The organism is Kitasatospora sp. NBC_00240 (assembly GCF_026342405.1).
GTDB lineage: Bacteria > Actinomycetota > Actinomycetes > Streptomycetales > Streptomycetaceae > Kitasatospora.
This window is the reverse complement of record NZ_JAPEMU010000001.1, coordinates 4,171,391-4,186,670: the sequence shown is the minus strand read 5'-3', so window position 1 is coordinate 4,186,670 and position 15,280 is coordinate 4,171,391. Positions and strand designations below refer to the sequence as shown.

Here is a 15,280-nt window from a genome sequence, read left to right as displayed (position 1 = left end):
ATGCACGGTCGAAGGGGCAGTCCTGCGGGGGACCGGCGGGCGGGTGCGGCCTCAGCCGATCTTCCACTGGCCGGTCTGGTCGGCGAAGCCGGCGTCCAGGCCGAACTGGATCTTGTCGAGCTTGGCGTCCTTCGGGACCTCGAAGGTGATGAAGCCCTTGCCCGTCTCGCCGGGGGCGATGTTGGTGGGGGTCTGGAAGCTGGGCCCGGCGGTGGTGTCGGTGAAGCTCGGGCCGTAGGACTGGCCCTGGGCGTCCACCACCTTGGCGGCGCCGAGCGGGGCGTCGCTGTAGGCCTTGGTGCCGGTGGCCTTGATCTGGAACTGCACCGCGACCCAGCGCTTCCCGTCGGCGGGCTTGAGGTACTCGTCGCCGCTCTCGGCGTTGTCGACCACCTTCACCGCCGTGACGTCGGCGGTGTTGCTCTTCTCCATGCCCTTGAGCGCGATGGTGTCGCCGACCTTGGCGGCCGCGGGCGCCTTGGCCGCGCCCTGGTCGGCCGGCTTCGCGCCGTCGGCGGCCGGGGCGGCGGCCGTCTGCTTGGGGGTGGTCGAGACGGAGGCGCCCGAGGTGCAGGCGGTGGCGCTCAGGGTGACCAGGGCGGCGCCGAGCAGGAGGGCGGCGGAGCGGCGGCGGGCGGTGGCGGTGAAGGACATGGCGGGCTCTCCCGATCGGTGAGGTGGGCGCTCCCCCTGCGGCGGCTGCCGCCGGAAGCGATGGGTAGATCACACCACCAGCTGTGAACGATGTCAACGGCATTTCAGCAAACCTCTCTGTTCACGTGTGAACAGACCCCGGTGTTCACGCTGGCTATGCTGTGTGGTCACACCGGCCGCAGGCCCGGGGCCGCACCCGTACCTGCACCCGCGCGCCCGTACCTGTACGCGCACGCCGCACCTGCACCCGCGCACCCGCCCCCGCACGCCGCACCGAAGGAGCCCCCATGCCGGACCGCCCCGAGGTGACCGCGGTGGAGATCGCCAGACTCGCCGGAGTGGGCCGGGCCGCCGTCAGCAACTGGCGTCGGCGCCACCCGGACTTCCCGCAGCCGGTCGGCGGCACCGACGCCAGCCCGACCTTCGCCCTGGCGGCGGTCGAGAGCTGGCTGCAGGGCCAGGGCAAGATCGCCGAACTCCCGGTCCTGGAACGCGCCTGGCGCCGGCTGGAGACCCTCCGCGACCCGGCCGGCCACCCCGCCGCCCCCCTCGTCCCGGCCGGCGCGTTCCTCCTCCTGCTGCACCGCGAGCCCGAGACCTGGCCCGCCCTCGCCGCGGAGCCCGACACCCGCCTCGCCACCGCCCTGCCCAGGGCGCTCGCCCGGGTCGCCGCCCTGACCTTCGGCATCGACGGCGCCGCCCAGCTGGGCCTGCCCGGCCTGCTCGGCAGCACCTACCTGGACCTCGTCCGGCTGCTCGCCGACCTCGCCCGGCCCGCCGGCGGCCCGGCCGCCGACCCGCAGGCCGCCGGACCGGCGGCCGACGCCCCCGCCGGCCCGGCCGCCGCGTTCGAGCGACTGCTCACCCGGCACGCCGAGGCCAACACCCGCCAACTCAGCCCCACCCCGCCCGAGGCGGCCGGCCTGCTGGCCGCCGTCGCCGGGCCCCTGCTCAGCGTCCCGGGCGCCACCGCGTTCGACCCGGCCGTCGGGCTGGGCGCCGTCCTGCTGGCCCTGCCGCCCGAGGTCGCCCGCTACGGGCAGGACCTCGACCCGGTGTCGGCCGCACTCGCGCTGCTCCGGCTCGCTCTGCACACCCCGGCCACCGACCCCGGCCCGCTCCCGCTGGACCTGCGGGCCGGCGACTCGCTGCGCGCCGACGCGCACCCCGGCCTCGCCGTGGACGCGGTGCTCTGCCAGCCCCCGTACAACGAACGCGACTGGGGGCACGACGAGCTGCAGTACGACTCCCGCTGGCCCGCCGGGCAGCTGCCGCCGCGCGGCGAGTCCGAGCTCGCCTGGGTGCTGCACTGCCTGTCGCACACCCGCCCCGGCGGCCTCACGGCCCTGCTGCTGCCGCCCACCGTCGCCTCCCGGCGGGCCGGCCGCCGGGTCCGCGCCGAACTGCTGCGCTCCGGCACGCTGCGCGCCGTGATCGCCCTGCCCGCCGGCGCCGCCCCGCCGTACGGGGTGCCGCTGCACCTGTGGGTGCTGCGCCGCCCGGCGCCCGGCGACGACTTCCGGCAGGTGCTGCTGCTCGACGCGGCCCCGCCCCAGGCCGCCGGCGAGGGCGGCCGCGACCGGGTCGACTGGCCCGAGCTGCGGGCCACCGTGACGGCGTCCTGGCAGGCCTTCGACGAAGCCGCCGCCACCGGCCGGCCGGTGCCCGCCGACCGGCCGGGCACCCACCGGGTGATGGCCGCGATCGACCTGCTGGACGACGAGACCGACCTCTCGCCCGCCCGGCACGTCCCGCCGGCCGCCCCCGCCGGTGACGCCCCGGCCCTCGCCCACCTGCGCGGACGGCTGACCGAACTGCTCGCCGGGCTCACCGAGCAGGACGCCGCGTTGCCCGAGGCCGGCGCCGCCCGGCAGCCGGGCCACCCGCCGGCCGTCGTCACCGTCGGCGAACTGATCCGCAGCGGCGCGCTGCAGGTCGTCTCCTCCGGGCCGGGCGCGCCCGGCCGGCCCGCCGGTCACGGCGCCGAAGGCGTCCCGCTGCTGACGGACCAGGACCTGATCGCCGGCACTGCGCCCACCGCCGTGACCGACTCCGCCGCCGTGACCGACACCGCCGCCGTGACCGACCCCGGAGCCCCGGACGCCCCCGTCCTCACCCGGGCCGGCGACGTCCTGGTCCCTGCCCTCGGCGGAGGCGTCGCCCGGGTGGTGCTGGCCGGCGGCCCGCTGGAGGGCGTCGCCCTCGGCCGGCAGCTGCACCTGCTGCGGCCCGACCCGGCTCTGGTCGACCCCGAGTTCCTGGCCGGCCAGCTGCGCTCCACCGCGCTGACCCGCCGCGCCGCCAGCCACGCCTCCACCACCGCCCGCCTCGACATCCGCCGGGTCGAGCTGCCGAGGCTCCCCCCGGACCGGCAGCGCGTCCTCGGCGCCGCCTTCGCCCGGGTCGCGGCCTTCGACACCGCCCTGCACCGGGCGGCGGCCCTCGGCCGCACCCTCGCCCAGGGCCTGACGGACGGTCTGGCGGACGGCACCCTGGAACTGCCCGCGGGGGAGTGACGGGGAGCGGCGGCCACCGCGCGGCTCCGGCCGGCGCGGGCCGGCGGCGCCGGAAGCCCACCGGCGTGTCGGCCCGAGGGGTAGCGTGTGCGGGGGCTCGTAGCCGGCCCCGTGAACCGCCGTCACCACCGTTCAGGAGCGCACATGGCAGGGCACTACCCGGGCCCGTTCGGACCGCCGGCCGGCGCTCCCGCACCCGGTGGTGCGGACCAGCGGCCCCCGGGCCGGTTCGGGGTGCCGGGCCGGGTGCTCTGCTGCCTGGCGCCGCTGCTGACCGTCGGCCTCCTCGGAGTCGTCCCCTCGCTGCTCCTGGCGGTGCGGCGCAAGCGGGTGTTCGACGTGATCGGTGCGGTGCTGTTCTGCCTGGTCTTCGTGGTCTTCCTGGTCAGCATCGCGCTCGCGGGGGGATCGAAGAGCCCGAACACCGCCGACACCACCGGCACCGTCGCGATGGTGCTGCTCTGGCTCGGCGCGCCCCTGCACTACCTGGCGATGGACCGCCGGCCGCTGTGGCCGGCACCGGTCCTCGCCGTGCCGGCGCCGTACTACCAGCCGGCCCCGCCCGTTCAGCCGGTCCAGCCCGCCTGGTATCCGCCGCCCCCGGTCGCACCTCTGCCCATGACGGGGGTGCCCGCGCCGACGGCCGAGGCCGACCCGTACGCCCTGGTGGCCCGGTACCACGCCCCGCCGGCCGCCGGAACACCGGTCGCCGGAGCACCGGCCGCCGTCGAACCGCAGCCCGCGGCGCCCGCCCCGGCCCGTACCGGCGACGACCTCCAGCAGCTCGGCGAGCTGCTGCGCCGGCAGTCCCGCGAAGGCCGGCCGTGACCGCACCGAGAGTGATCGGCGGCCGCTACCGGCTCGCGGAGAAGATCGGCCACGGCGGCATGGGCCAGGTCTGGGCGGCGTACGACGAGCGGCTGGACCGCCGGGTCGCCGTCAAGCTGCTGCACACCGACCACCTCCTCCCCGCCGGCACCACCGAACCGCACCGCCGGAGCCGGGGCGAGGAACTGCGCCGCCGCTTCCTGCGGGAGTGCCGGATCACCGCCGCGCTCGACCACCCGGGCCTGGTCACCGTCTTCGACGCGGGCGAGGACGACGGCGAGCTCCACCTGGTGATGCAGCGCGTCCCCGGGCTGAGCCTGGCCGACCTGATCGCCGAGGAGGCGCCCTTCCCGATCGGGCACGCGACGGCCGTCGCCGCCCAGCTCTGCGCCGCGCTGGCCGTCGTGCACGCCGTCCCGGTGGTGCACCGGGACATCAAGCCCAGCAACGTGATGGTCCGTGAGGACGGCCGGGTCGTGCTGCTCGACCTCGGCATCGCCACCGCCGTGGAGGCCGACGCCACCCGGCTCACCCTCACCGGCGTCCCGATCGGCAGCCCCGCCTACATGGCACCCGAACAGGCCCTCGCCGCCACCGCCGACGCTCGCAGCGACCTGTACGCCCTCGGCTGCCTGCTGCACGAGATGCTCTGCGGCGAGGAGCCGTTCCGCGCGCCCACCGCCCTCGGGGTGCTGCGCCGCCACGTGGACGAGCCGCCCGTACCGCTGCGCGAGCTGCGCCCCGAGGTGCCCGCGCCGCTGGAGGCGCTGGTCCTGGACCTGCTCGCCAAGCAGCCCGCCGACCGCCCGGCGGACGCCCAGCAGGTGTACGCGCGGCTGCTGCCGATGCTCCCGCCGGCGGCCGGTCCGCAGCCCCAGCCGCCGTACGGTCCGGTGCCCGACCCCACCCGCCCGTTCCGCTACCCGGGCCACCCGCGGCCGGCGCCCGTCCCGGTCGGGCCGCCGGTGGCCGTCCTGCCACCGGCGACAGCGCGGCCCGCCGCGGCCGGAGCGGTCCCCGGGCAGTCCGTCCCCGCCCGGCAACCGGACCCGCCGGGCCGGCCCGGCGCCGCCTCCCCGGGGCGTACCGAGCCCCGGCCGCTGATGATGACGGCGCTGCCCGGCGCGCCCGCCCGGGACCAGTACCCCTCGCCCGCCGGACCGCAGCCGTGGCCGCCGGCCGCCCAGGGCCCGTCCGTACCCGGTCCCCCCGCCCAGGGCCCGGTGGCGCAGCCCCCGGCCGTCGGGGACCTCGCCGAGGCCTGTGCGGACCTGTCCGACCTGGTCGCCGCGAAGCGCCACGCCGAGGTCATCGACCTGGCCGCCCGGCTGCTGCCGCGGGCCCGGGCCGAGCAGGGCGACGGCGCGCCGCTCGTCCACACCATCCGGACCATCTACGCCCGGACCCTGCTGCACGAACGCCGGTTCCGGGACGCCCTGCCCGAGTACCTGCTGCTGGCCGCCACCGCGGAGGGCGGACCGCACGGCGCGCAGGGCCTGGACCACCGCCACCGGGCGGCCGACTGCCTGGAGCAGCTCGGCGAGCCCGCGCAGGCGCTGGCCGAGTACCAGGCGCTGCTCGCGGCCCGGTCGGCCCGGCTCGACGCGGGCCTCGACCCCGGCCCCGAGCGGGTCCACGACCTGCGCGAGCGGATCGGACTGCTGCTCGCCGCCGCCGGCGACCCGGACAACGCCTGGCAGTGGCTGCTCCAGCTGCTCCTCGACCGCGAACGCCTGCTCGGCCCGCACCACCCGGACGTCCGCCGCCTGCGGCAGAGCCTCGACCAGCTCCAGCAGCACCGCCGGACGGGCAACCCGCCCGCCGCCCCCGCCCCCGGCCCGGTGCCCGCGCCCGCGACCCCGCCGGCGACGGACCCCCGCTCGGCGGGCTGGCCCACGCCGGCCCCCGGCAACCCGTACGCGACCGGGCGCTGACCGGCCGGACCCGCGACGGGCCGGGTTCGCCCGTTCGGAGCAGGGTCCCCGACGGCGGGCACCGGTCGCCCTACGCTCGGGGCACGTCCGGCGCTCCGGGCGCATCCGCCCCGCGCGGGCGCGCCGACGCGCGCCCGAGCGCCCGGGCAGTCCGCCCGCGCGCCGAGCGCTCCTTGCCCGCGGCACCGCGCGCGCCGGCACCGCGCCCGTACGCGCCGCGCCGTGCGCACGGTCGGTCCGCACCGCCCTTCCGCACCCCGCCGCACCCTCTGGGGAGGCTCCCGCAATGAACCGCCTGGCCACCTTCCGGCGCGCCGTCGCCCCCGCCGCCCGGGCGCTGCCCGCGGCCGTGGCCGGCCTCGGCGTGCTGCTGCTCTGCTCCTGCGGCGGGCCCGTGCAGGCGGGCGCCGCGGCCGTGCTGGACGGCGAGCGGATAAGCCTGACGGCGGTGCAGGAGCGGGTGGCCGAGCTGCGCACGGTCACGGCGGCCTCGCCCGGTGACGCCGAGGCGGGCGCCGAGGGACTGGCGCGCCGGGCGGTCACCCAGCTGGTGCTGGACGCCCTGGTGTCCCGGGCGCTGGCCGACCGCGGGCTGAGCGTCGGCGCCGGCGAGGCGGCGGCGGCCCGCGCGGCGGACCAGGCCTGGGCGGGCGGCGCGGCGCAGCTGGAACAACTGCTGGCCGCCCGGGGCGTCCCCGCGACCGAGGTCGACCGGTACTACCTCCAGCAGGTGGGCATCCGCCGGCTGGCCGCCGCCCGGGGGCAGGACGCCGGGACGGAGGCCGGGGACACCGAGGTCCGCCGGGCACTGGCCGAGGCGGCGGACGCCCTGCACGTCCGGGTCAATCCCCGGTACGGCAGCTGGGACGCGCAGCGGGTCGTGCTCACACCGGACCGGCCCGACAGCTGAAGCCGGCCCGACCGCCCGGCCGGGGCGCCCGCCGGGTCCGGGTGCTCGCCCGGCCCGGCCGCCGTCCACGGCCCGGCAGCCGTGCCCGGGGCCCGGGCACGGACCGGTAGGTTCGGAGGGTGACCACGTCTACGGCAGCCCCGAAGCTGATCCTGCTCACCACCACCCACCGGGTCGCCCCCGGTCTGATGTCCTGGCCGGCCTGGGAAGCCCTGCGCGGCGCGGGCCTGGTGCTGGCGGCGGACCCGGCGCACCCGCAGCTGCCCGCCGTCCGCCAGGCGGGTGTCCAGGTGGAGATCGTCGAGCGTGGCACCGCCCCCGCGCTGGCCCGCCGGCTGTCCGCCGGGCCCGAGCGGGTCACCGTCTGGCTGGGCAGCCCCGACGGCGACCCGGGCCTGACCGACGCGCTCGCCCGGCTCGCGGTCGAGGAGGCCGGGTCGGTGCCCGAGATCGAGCTGCTGCCCGGCTCCTACGACCTGCCGGGCGCGCGGCTGCTCGACCTGGCCTCGGTGATGGACCGGCTGCGGTCGCCCGGCGGCTGCCCGTGGGACGCCGAGCAGACCCATGCCTCGCTGGTGAAGTACCTGGTGGAGGAGGCCTTCGAGCTGGTCGAGGCGATCGAGGAGGGCGACCGCGAGACACTGCGCGAGGAGCTCGGGGACGTCCTGCTGCAGGTGTTCTTCCACTCGCGGATCGCGGAGGAGCACTCCGAGGACCCGTTCTCCATCGACGACGTCGCGGGCGACATCGTCGAGAAGCTGATGTACCGCCACCCGCACGTCTTCGGCGACGTCGAGGCCGAGGGGACGGCCGCGGTCGAGGCGAACTGGGAGCAGCTGAAGGCGGCCGAGAAGCAGCGCGAGTCCGTCCTGGACGGTGTGCCGGCCGGCCTGCCGGCACTGGCGTACGCGGCGAAGCTGGTCTCCCGGGTACGTCGCGCGGGCTTCACCGCCGTGCCGGACGCCCCGTACGAGCTGCCGGCGGAGCTGACCGCGGAGTCGGCGGGCCGGCTGCTGCTCGCGGTGGCGCAGCGGGCGCACGACGCCGGCGTGGACGTGGACGCCGCGCTCCGGGCGAGTGCCCGCGGCTACCGCCGGGAGGTCCGGGCGGCGGAGGGCCTGGCGGACTGAGCCGGGCCGCCCGGGCTCTGCGCCGGGCACGCGGGCGGCCGGCCGGGGTCGGACGGAGCGCGGCCGACGGCGCGAGGTCGGGTGGCGCGGGGTCGGACGGGTCCGGCGTCAGCCGCGCTCGGTGCCCGCGGCGGTGCCGGTGAGCGCTTGGTCGTCCGCGGGCCGGCGCTGCGGCGGGACGACCTCGCTGATCGCCTCGCCGACGAGGGCGAGCAGTTCGGCGAGCCGGTCGAGGTGGCCGGGCAGCTCGGCCGGCGAGACGATCCGCTCGCCGTCGGGCCCGGCGACGCAGAACAGGTCGATCGGGCCGAGGTGCTTCTCCGCGGTGTCGACCAGGGCGGCCACGTCGCTGGGGCGGTGGATGTCGCCGCACACCCCGACCACCGGGCAGCCGGGGCGGTCCAGTTCGGCGGCGAGGTCCTCGGCCCGGTTGGGGTGCTGGTCGGCGATGAGCACCCCGGCGGCGCCGGCGGCCGTGAAACGGCGGGCCAGATCGGCTCCCGAACCGCCGTCCAGTACCGCGATGACCACCACTGCCCCGGCTACCCGCATGGGTGCGCTCCTCCCTGTGGGCGACACCGCACCGGCGCCCACCAAAGACATGTCGGAGGATCCTAGGCACGTCACGACCCTCTGCGACAGGGATTACCCATCAGGTGACCAGGCTCACGCCTGCCGGCCACCGGATACCGTCAGGTCATGCCGGATCAGCCGAACCCCGCCCAGCCTCCCCTCTTCACGTGGGAGTTCGCCGCCGACCCCTACCCCGCGTACGCGTGGCTGCGCGAGCACTCCCCGGTGCACCGCACCACACTGCCGAGCGGCGTGGACGCCTGGCTGGTCACCCGGTACGCGGAGGCCCGGCAGGCGCTGGCCGACGGGCGGCTCTCGAAGAACCCGGCGAACCACAGCGAGCAGGCGCACCGCACCGGGCGGGTGGGGATCCCCGGTGAGCGCAGCGCCGACCTGATGACACACCTGCTGAACATCGACCCGCCGGACCACACCAGGTTGCGGCGGCTGGTCTCGAAGGCGTTCACACCGCGCCGGGTGGCGGAGTTCGAGCCCAGGGTGCAGCAGCTGACCGACCGGCTGATCGACTCCTTCGCCGGGCGCGGCTCGGCCGACCTGATCCACGAGTTCGCCTTCCCACTCCCCATCTACGCGATCTGCGACCTGCTCGGCGTCCCGCCCGAGGACCAGGACGACTTCCGGGACTGGGCGGGCATGATGATCCGGCACGGCGGCGGCCCGCGCGGCGGGGTGGCCCGCGCGGTGAAGAAGATGCGGTCCTACCTGCTGGAGCTGATCCACCGCAAGCGGGCCGACCTGGGCGACGACCTGATCTCCGGGTTGATCCGGGCCGGTGACCACGGGGAGCACCTCACCGAGAACGAGGCCGCCGCGATGGCCTTCATCCTGCTGTTCGCGGGCTTCGAGACCACCGTCAACCTGATCGGCAACGGCTTCTACGCGCTGCTGCGCCACCCCGAGCAGCGCGCGCTGCTGCAGGACTCGGTGGCGGCGGGGGAGAGCGCGCTGCTGGCCACCGCGGTGGAGGAACTGCTGCGTTACGACGGCCCGGTGGAGCTGGCCACCTGGCGGTTCGCGACCCGTCCGCTGACCATCGGCGGGGTGGACATCCCGGTCGGCGACCCGGTCCTGGTGGTGCTGGCGGCGGCGGACCGCGATCCGGCACGTTTCGCGGACGAGAACACCCTCGACATCGCCCGCAAGGACAATCCGCACCTCGGTTTCGGCCACGGGATCCACTACTGCATCGGCGCGCCGCTGGCCCGGCTGGAGGGCCAGGCCGCACTGGCCACGCTGCTCACCAGGCTGCCTGATCTGCGGCTTGCGGCGGAACCGGAGGAACTTCGCTGGCGCGGTGGGCTGATCATGCGTGGACTTCGTGAACTCCCGGTCGAATTCACCCCGGCGAAGGCGCTCTGACCGGCCCGGTCACGCTGACGGCGTGTCGGACAGACTCGCTCACGGGCGCTCAGAACATGCATCAATGCGGACATTTAGGCGTGGTTTGTAAACGATCCGCCGACTGTCGTAATTTCCGTGTGATGTATGCGATATGAGCTTGTGATTGATGTGAGGATCTGTCTACTCTCCCTGGTGTTCGCAGCTGCGAACACCCGTGCGCGGAACGCCGAGTCCTGCCCGCCGCGCTGCCGGGAAACCGACCAGACCCTTGGGCAGGGGCGGGGGACCCAGGATTTTCTGCCGTTCCCCACGGCTTGGGGTGAAGCCGCATCAGGTGGAAGAAGGATTCCGCCCGAGGCGGCCGGGCCACCTCCCGGTCCGAACCCGACAGCTCACCTCGCAGGCGTGCGGAGAGGGACTTGTCCATGCTGTTCGTTGGTAACGGTCGTCACCGTCGTCGTACCCAGACCGAGAAGGCCATCGCCGTGGCCGGCGTCGCCGGCGTCGGGCTCGCGATGCCGCTCCTCGCCGCCACCGGCGCCCACGCGGCCCCCGTGTCCGTCTGGGACAAGGTCGCCCAGTGCGAGAGCGGCGGGAACTGGAGCATCAACACCGGCAACGGGTACTACGGCGGACTCCAGTTCAGCCAGAGCACCTGGAAGGCCTTCGGCGGCGGCCAGTACGCCCCGCAGGCGCACAAGGCCAGCAAGGGTCAGCAGATCGCCGTCGCGGAGAAGGTCCTCTCCTCGCAGGGCCCGGGCGCCTGGCCGGTCTGCTCGGTCAAGGCCGGCCTGACGAAGGGCGGCGCCTCCGCCCAGGTCGACACCGCGGACGCCGCCCCGCAGAGCGCCTCGCAGGACACCGGCACCAGGAGCGCGCAGCCCGCCCCCACCACCGCCAAGCCCGCCAAGCCGGCGCAGTCGAAGCCGGCCCGGGCCACCCGGGCGAAGGTCTCGACGGACGACCAGGGCGCCTCGTCCGGTCGCGGCGAGGCCCAGGACCCGGACTTCTCCGGCCGCACCGGCTGGGACGCCGCCAACAAGGTCTTCTGGTACCAGGTCGACGGCGGCTGGCACTGGACGAGCCACCAGAACGTCTACGAGCGCCACGCGGGCGACGACGCGTCCGAGACCCGCACCGCCCCCACGGCCGAGCCCGCCGCACCGGCCGCGCAGGTCACCCCCGCCGCCGCGACGACCGGGCGGGCCTACACCGTGCAGCCCGGCGACACCCTGGGCGGGATCGCCGGCAGCCAGGACGTGGCCGGCGGCTGGGGCGCGCTGTACGACGGCAACCGCTCCGTGGTGGGCGGCGACCCGAACCTCATCCTGCCGGGCCAGGTCCTGAACCTCGGCTGAGCACGGCGCGCGGGGTCGTGCCGTCCGGTGCGGCCCCCTTCGCCCGCTTTCGCCCCGCTCTGGGTGCATCCCGTGGGGCATCCAGGTGAACTACCGGTGGGTAGCCCGGCCACACGCTGAGACGGGACCCAGGCCGACGTGGCCGGGAGAGCCCGTGCGGTTAGGCTCTGGTCGTAACGACTCCGCAATCGTCCGCAGGACTCCACAACGGTCCGCGGATACCTGCTTCCGCTAGGAGATGCCTCGTGCCGTCCATTGATGTCGTCGTAGCCCGTGAGATTCTCGACTCGCGTGGCAACCCCACGGTCGAGGTCGAGGTCGGCCTCGACGACGGCAGCACCGGCCGTGCCGCTGTCCCGTCCGGCGCCTCCACCGGTGCCTTCGAGGCACTTGAGCTGCGCGACGGCGACAAGAACCGCTACTTCGGCAAGGGCGTGGAGAAGGCCGTCCTGGCCGTCATCGAGCAGATCGGCCCGGAGCTCGTCGGCTACGACGCCACCGAGCAGCGCCTGATCGACCAGGCCATGCTCGACCTGGACGCCACCCCCGACAAGTCCTCGCTCGGCGCCAACGCCATCCTCGGCGTCTCGCTCGCCGTGGCCCACGCCGCCTCCGAGGCCTCGGACCTGCCGCTGTTCCGCTACCTCGGCGGCCCGAACGCGCACGTCCTGCCCGTCCCGATGATGAACATCCTCAACGGTGGCTCGCACGCGGACTCCAACGTCGACATCCAGGAGTTCATGATCGCTCCGATCGGCGCGGAGTCCTTCTCCGAGGCCGTGCGCTGGGGCGTCGAGGTCTACCACACGCTCAAGGGCGTGCTGAAGGAGCGCGGCCTCTCCACCGGTCTGGGCGACGAGGGCGGCTTCGCCCCCAACCTGGACAGCAACCGCGAGGCGCTCGACCTCATCGTCGAGGCCATCAAGAAGGCCGGCTACGTGCCCGGCAAGGACGTCGCCCTGGCGCTGGACGTCGCCGCCTCCGAGTTCTACAAGGACGGCGCCTACCAGTTCGAGGGCAAGGGCCTCTCCTCGGCCGAGCTCATCGACTACTACGCCGAGCTGGTCGCCTCGTACCCGCTGGTCTCCATCGAGGACCCGCTGGACGAGCAGGACTGGGACGGCTGGAAGGCCATGACCGTCAAGCTCGGCGACAAGGTCCAGCTGGTCGGCGACGACCTGTTCGTCACCAACCCGGTGCGCCTCGCCAAGGGCATCGAGACCGGCACCGCCAACGCGCTGCTGGTGAAGGTCAACCAGATCGGCTCGCTCACCGAGACCCTGGACGCCGTCGAGCTGGCCCAGCGCAACGGCTACCGCTGCATGATGTCGCACCGCTCCGGCGAGACCGAGGACGTCACCATCGCCGACCTCGCCGTCGCCACCAACTGCGGCCAGATCAAGACCGGCGCCCCGGCCCGCTCCGAGCGCGTCGCCAAGTACAACCAGCTGCTGCGCATCGAGGAGATCCTCGACGACGCCGCCGAGTACGCCGGCCGGGGTGCCTTCCCGCGCTTCAAGTACGAGGCCTGACCTCGCCACGAGGGCTGACGCCCTCGGCGAGAGCTGTCCGCCCCGAGTACGGGGGCGGACACACAGCCGCTGCACCGGTGCCCCGGCTCTCACCCCGTAGGGTGGGGGCCGGGGCACCGGCGCGACCAGGAGGGGTAACGGGAGATGGCAGGCTGGAAGATTCCGGGCTTCGCGGCGCGCCCGCGATTCACCAGCCGGGCGACCGTGCTCGTCCTGGTGCTCTGCTCCCTGGTGGCGATCCTCGCCTACCCCACCCGCCAGTTCATCTCCCAGCGCTCGGAGATCTCCGCCCAGCGCGCCAGGGCCGAACACGCCAGACAGCAGGTCGAGCAGCTCCGCCGGGAGAAGGCCCGCTGGCAGGACCCGGAGTTCGTCAAGGCCCAGGCCCGGGCCCGGCTGCACTACGCGATGCCGGGGGAGACCCCGTTCATCTCGGTGGACCCGGCCGCCGGCGCCGCCAAGTCCTCCTCGGCCGGCGCCGGCGCCGCCGGCCCGGCGAAGGCCGCCAAGCCCTGGTACGCGAGCGTCTGGGACTCCGTGGACGCCGCCGACACGGCCGCCCTGGCCCCGCCCGCCGCCGCCCCCGCCCCTGCCCCCGCTAGAGACAGCTCTCCCCATGACCACTGAGAACACCCCTTCCGCCTCCGACGCCACCCCCGGTGCGGCCGTCGCGGACACCGACGTCGCCGCGATCGCCGCCCAGCTCGGCCGGGTCCCGCGCGGTCTGCGCGGCGTCGCCCACCGCTGCCCGTGCGGCAACCCGGACGTCGTCGAGACGGCCCCCCGCCTCGCGGACGGCACGCCGTTCCCGACCCTCTACTACCTGACCTGCCCCAAGGCCGCCTCGCTGATCGGCACCCTGGAGGCGGACGGCGTGATGAAGGAGCAGACGGCCCGGCTCGCCGAGGACCCGGAGCTGGCCACCGCCTACCGGAAGGCGCACGAGGACTACATCGCCCGCCGGGACGCGATCGAGGTGCTGGAGAACTTCCCGAGCGCCGGCGGCATGCCCGACCGGGTGAAGTGCCTGCACGTGCTGGTCGGTCACTCGCTGGCGGCCGGCCCCGGCGTCAACCCGCTCGGCGACGAGGCGATCGGGATGCTGGAGGACTGGTGGGCCAAGGGCCCGTGCGTCTCCGCGGCCGAGGTGGCCGAGAGCGCGGCCCGGGTCGCCGAGCAGCGCGCCACCGCCGAGGACCACGCGGCCGTGATCGCCGCCAAGGAGCAGCTGGCCGCCGAGCGGGCCGCGAAGAAGCGCGCGGCCGAGGAGGAGGGCGCATGAGCACCACCAGGGTGGCCGCGATCGACTGCGGCACCAACTCGATCCGGCTGCTGGTCGCCGACCTCGACCCGGAGACCGGCGAGATCACCGACCTCGACCGCCGGATGGTCATCAACCGGCTCGGCCAAGGCGTCGACCGGACCGGCCGGCTCGCCCCGGAGGCGCTGGAGCGGACCTTCGCGGCCTGCCGCGAGTACGCCGAGGTGATCAGCTCGTACGGGGTCGCGCCGGACCGGATCCGGTTCGTGGCGACCAGCGCCTCGCGCGACGCCGAGAACAGCGACGAGTACACCAAGGGCGTCCGGGACATCCTGGGCGTGGCCCCCGAGGTGGTCAGCGGGGACGAGGAGGCGCGGCTCTCCTTCGTCGGCGCGACCAAGGAGTTGACCGGCGGTCAGTTCCCCTCGCCCTACCTGGTCTTCGACCTGGGCGGCGGCTCCACCGAGTTCGTGCTGGGCACGGACGACGTGCAGGCGGCCCGCTCGGTGGACGTCGGCTGCGTCCGGCTGACCGAGCGGCACTTCGCCGGCGCCGAGCTGCCCACGCTGGGGCAGATCTCCGCCGCCAAGGCGCACATCCGGGGCGAGCTGGACAAGGCCGCCGAGGACGTCCCGCTGACCGGCGCGGCCACCCTGGTCGGCCTGGCCGGCACCGTCACCACGGTGTCCGCGATCGCGCTGGACCTGCCCGAGTACGACTCGGAGCGGATCCACCACTCGCGGATCTCGCGCGACCAGGTCGCGGAGATCGCCGGCCGGCTGCTGGCCTCCACGCACGCCGAGCGCGCGGCCATCCCCGCCATGCACCCGGGGCGGGTCGACGTGATCGCGGCCGGCGCGCTGGAGCTGCTGGAGATCATGGGGCGGACGGGCGCCGCCGAGGTGGTCGTCAGCGAGCACGACATCCTGGACGGCATCGCCTGGAGCGTCGTCCAGGCCTGACCGTCGGCCCGGCCCGGCCGGCCGGAGCGCGTCCCGCTCCGGCCGGCCGGTGCCTCGGCCCGGTCCGGCCGGCAGGCCCTGTCGGCCCCGCCCGCCCCTTGCGGGGCTTACGTTTTCGGCCCCGGAGTGCCCGATCGGCGCCCGGGGCCGCGCCGCGCGCGGGGCCCGGCGAGAAAGTTCGTGAATTTCTTCACATGGCGATCCGCGCTTTCGGGGCACTGAGAGGTCCACTACGTCCGATATGTGGGACCGAAGGTCGT

Annotated in this window: 13 protein-coding genes and 1 riboswitch; of the genes, 11 read left to right on the top strand and 2 right to left on the bottom strand. The window is 75.4% G+C overall.

Going from position 1 to position 15,280, the window contains the following annotated elements:
* Positions 1 to 51: 51 nt before the first annotated feature.
* Positions 52 to 654, bottom strand: a complete 603-nt coding sequence (locus OG689_RS17615) for a DUF4352 domain-containing protein (RefSeq protein ID WP_266321480.1) — start codon at positions 652 to 654, stop codon at positions 52 to 54.
* 287 nt (positions 655 to 941) lie between these two features.
* Between OG689_RS17615 and OG689_RS17610 the strand changes: the two genes are divergently transcribed.
* The 5 genes from OG689_RS17610 (at position 942) to OG689_RS17590 (ending at position 7,972) form a co-directional block, all read left to right on the top strand.
* Positions 942 to 3,170 carry an N-6 DNA methylase gene (locus OG689_RS17610; RefSeq protein WP_266321479.1) on the top strand — a complete coding sequence of 743 codons (2,229 nt, stop codon included), beginning with the start codon at positions 942 to 944 and terminating at the stop codon, positions 3,168 to 3,170.
* A gap of 144 nt (positions 3,171 to 3,314) precedes the next feature.
* A complete protein-coding gene (locus OG689_RS17605) occupies positions 3,315 to 3,998 on the top strand; it encodes a hypothetical protein (protein ID WP_266321477.1) in 684 nt (227 codons plus the stop codon).
* Entirely contained in the window at positions 3,995 to 5,932 is a 1,938-nt protein-coding gene (locus OG689_RS17600; RefSeq protein WP_266321475.1) for a serine/threonine-protein kinase, read from the top strand. Before OG689_RS17605 ends, OG689_RS17600 begins: the two co-directional genes overlap by 4 nt.
* Positions 5,933 to 6,218: 286 nt before the next feature.
* Entirely contained in the window at positions 6,219 to 6,842 is a 624-nt protein-coding gene (locus OG689_RS17595; RefSeq protein ID WP_266321473.1) for a hypothetical protein, read from the top strand.
* Between the two features lie 188 nt (positions 6,843 to 7,030).
* A complete protein-coding gene (locus tag OG689_RS17590; protein WP_266327229.1) occupies positions 7,031 to 7,972 on the top strand; it encodes a MazG family protein in 942 nt (313 codons plus the stop codon).
* A gap of 108 nt (positions 7,973 to 8,080) precedes the next feature.
* Here OG689_RS17590 and OG689_RS17585 read toward each other — a convergent pair whose 3' ends face one another.
* Positions 8,081 to 8,524, bottom strand: a complete 444-nt coding sequence (locus OG689_RS17585) for an SDR family NAD(P)-dependent oxidoreductase (protein ID WP_266321471.1) — start codon at positions 8,522 to 8,524, stop codon at positions 8,081 to 8,083.
* 147 nt (positions 8,525 to 8,671) lie between these two features.
* On the opposite strand from OG689_RS17585, the gene OG689_RS17580 reads away from it, so the two are divergent.
* The 6 genes from OG689_RS17580 to OG689_RS17550 all read left to right on the top strand — a co-directional run bounded on the left by OG689_RS17580 (position 8,672) and on the right by OG689_RS17550 (position 15,020).
* The gene (locus tag OG689_RS17580) at positions 8,672 to 9,925 is read left to right on the top strand and encodes a cytochrome P450 (protein ID WP_266321469.1); all 1,254 of its coding nucleotides are present in this window, start codon (positions 8,672 to 8,674) and stop codon (positions 9,923 to 9,925) included.
* Positions 9,926 to 10,155: 230 nt separating this feature from the next.
* Positions 10,156 to 10,327: riboswitch (cyclic di-AMP (ydaO/yuaA leader) on the top strand.
* Between the two features lie 5 nt (positions 10,328 to 10,332).
* Positions 10,333 to 11,265, top strand: coding sequence for a transglycosylase family protein (locus tag OG689_RS44820; protein ID WP_323189306.1), 933 nt, complete (start codon positions 10,333 to 10,335; stop codon positions 11,263 to 11,265).
* A gap of 245 nt (positions 11,266 to 11,510) precedes the next feature.
* Complete coding sequence (eno, locus tag OG689_RS17565) at positions 11,511 to 12,797, top strand: phosphopyruvate hydratase (RefSeq protein WP_266321467.1); 1,287 nt, start codon at positions 11,511 to 11,513, stop codon at positions 12,795 to 12,797.
* 144 nt (positions 12,798 to 12,941) lie between these two features.
* The gene (locus OG689_RS17560; protein WP_266321465.1) at positions 12,942 to 13,424 is read left to right on the top strand and encodes a septum formation initiator family protein; all 483 of its coding nucleotides are present in this window, start codon (positions 12,942 to 12,944) and stop codon (positions 13,422 to 13,424) included.
* A complete protein-coding gene (locus tag OG689_RS17555) occupies positions 13,414 to 14,079 on the top strand; it encodes a DUF501 domain-containing protein (RefSeq protein WP_266321463.1) in 666 nt (221 codons plus the stop codon). Before OG689_RS17560 ends, OG689_RS17555 begins: the two co-directional genes overlap by 11 nt.
* Positions 14,076 to 15,020 carry a Ppx/GppA phosphatase family protein gene (locus OG689_RS17550; RefSeq protein ID WP_266321462.1) on the top strand — a complete coding sequence of 315 codons (945 nt, stop codon included), beginning with the start codon at positions 14,076 to 14,078 and terminating at the stop codon, positions 15,018 to 15,020. Before OG689_RS17555 ends, OG689_RS17550 begins: the two co-directional genes overlap by 4 nt.
* The last annotated feature ends 260 nt before the right edge of the window (positions 15,021 to 15,280 follow it).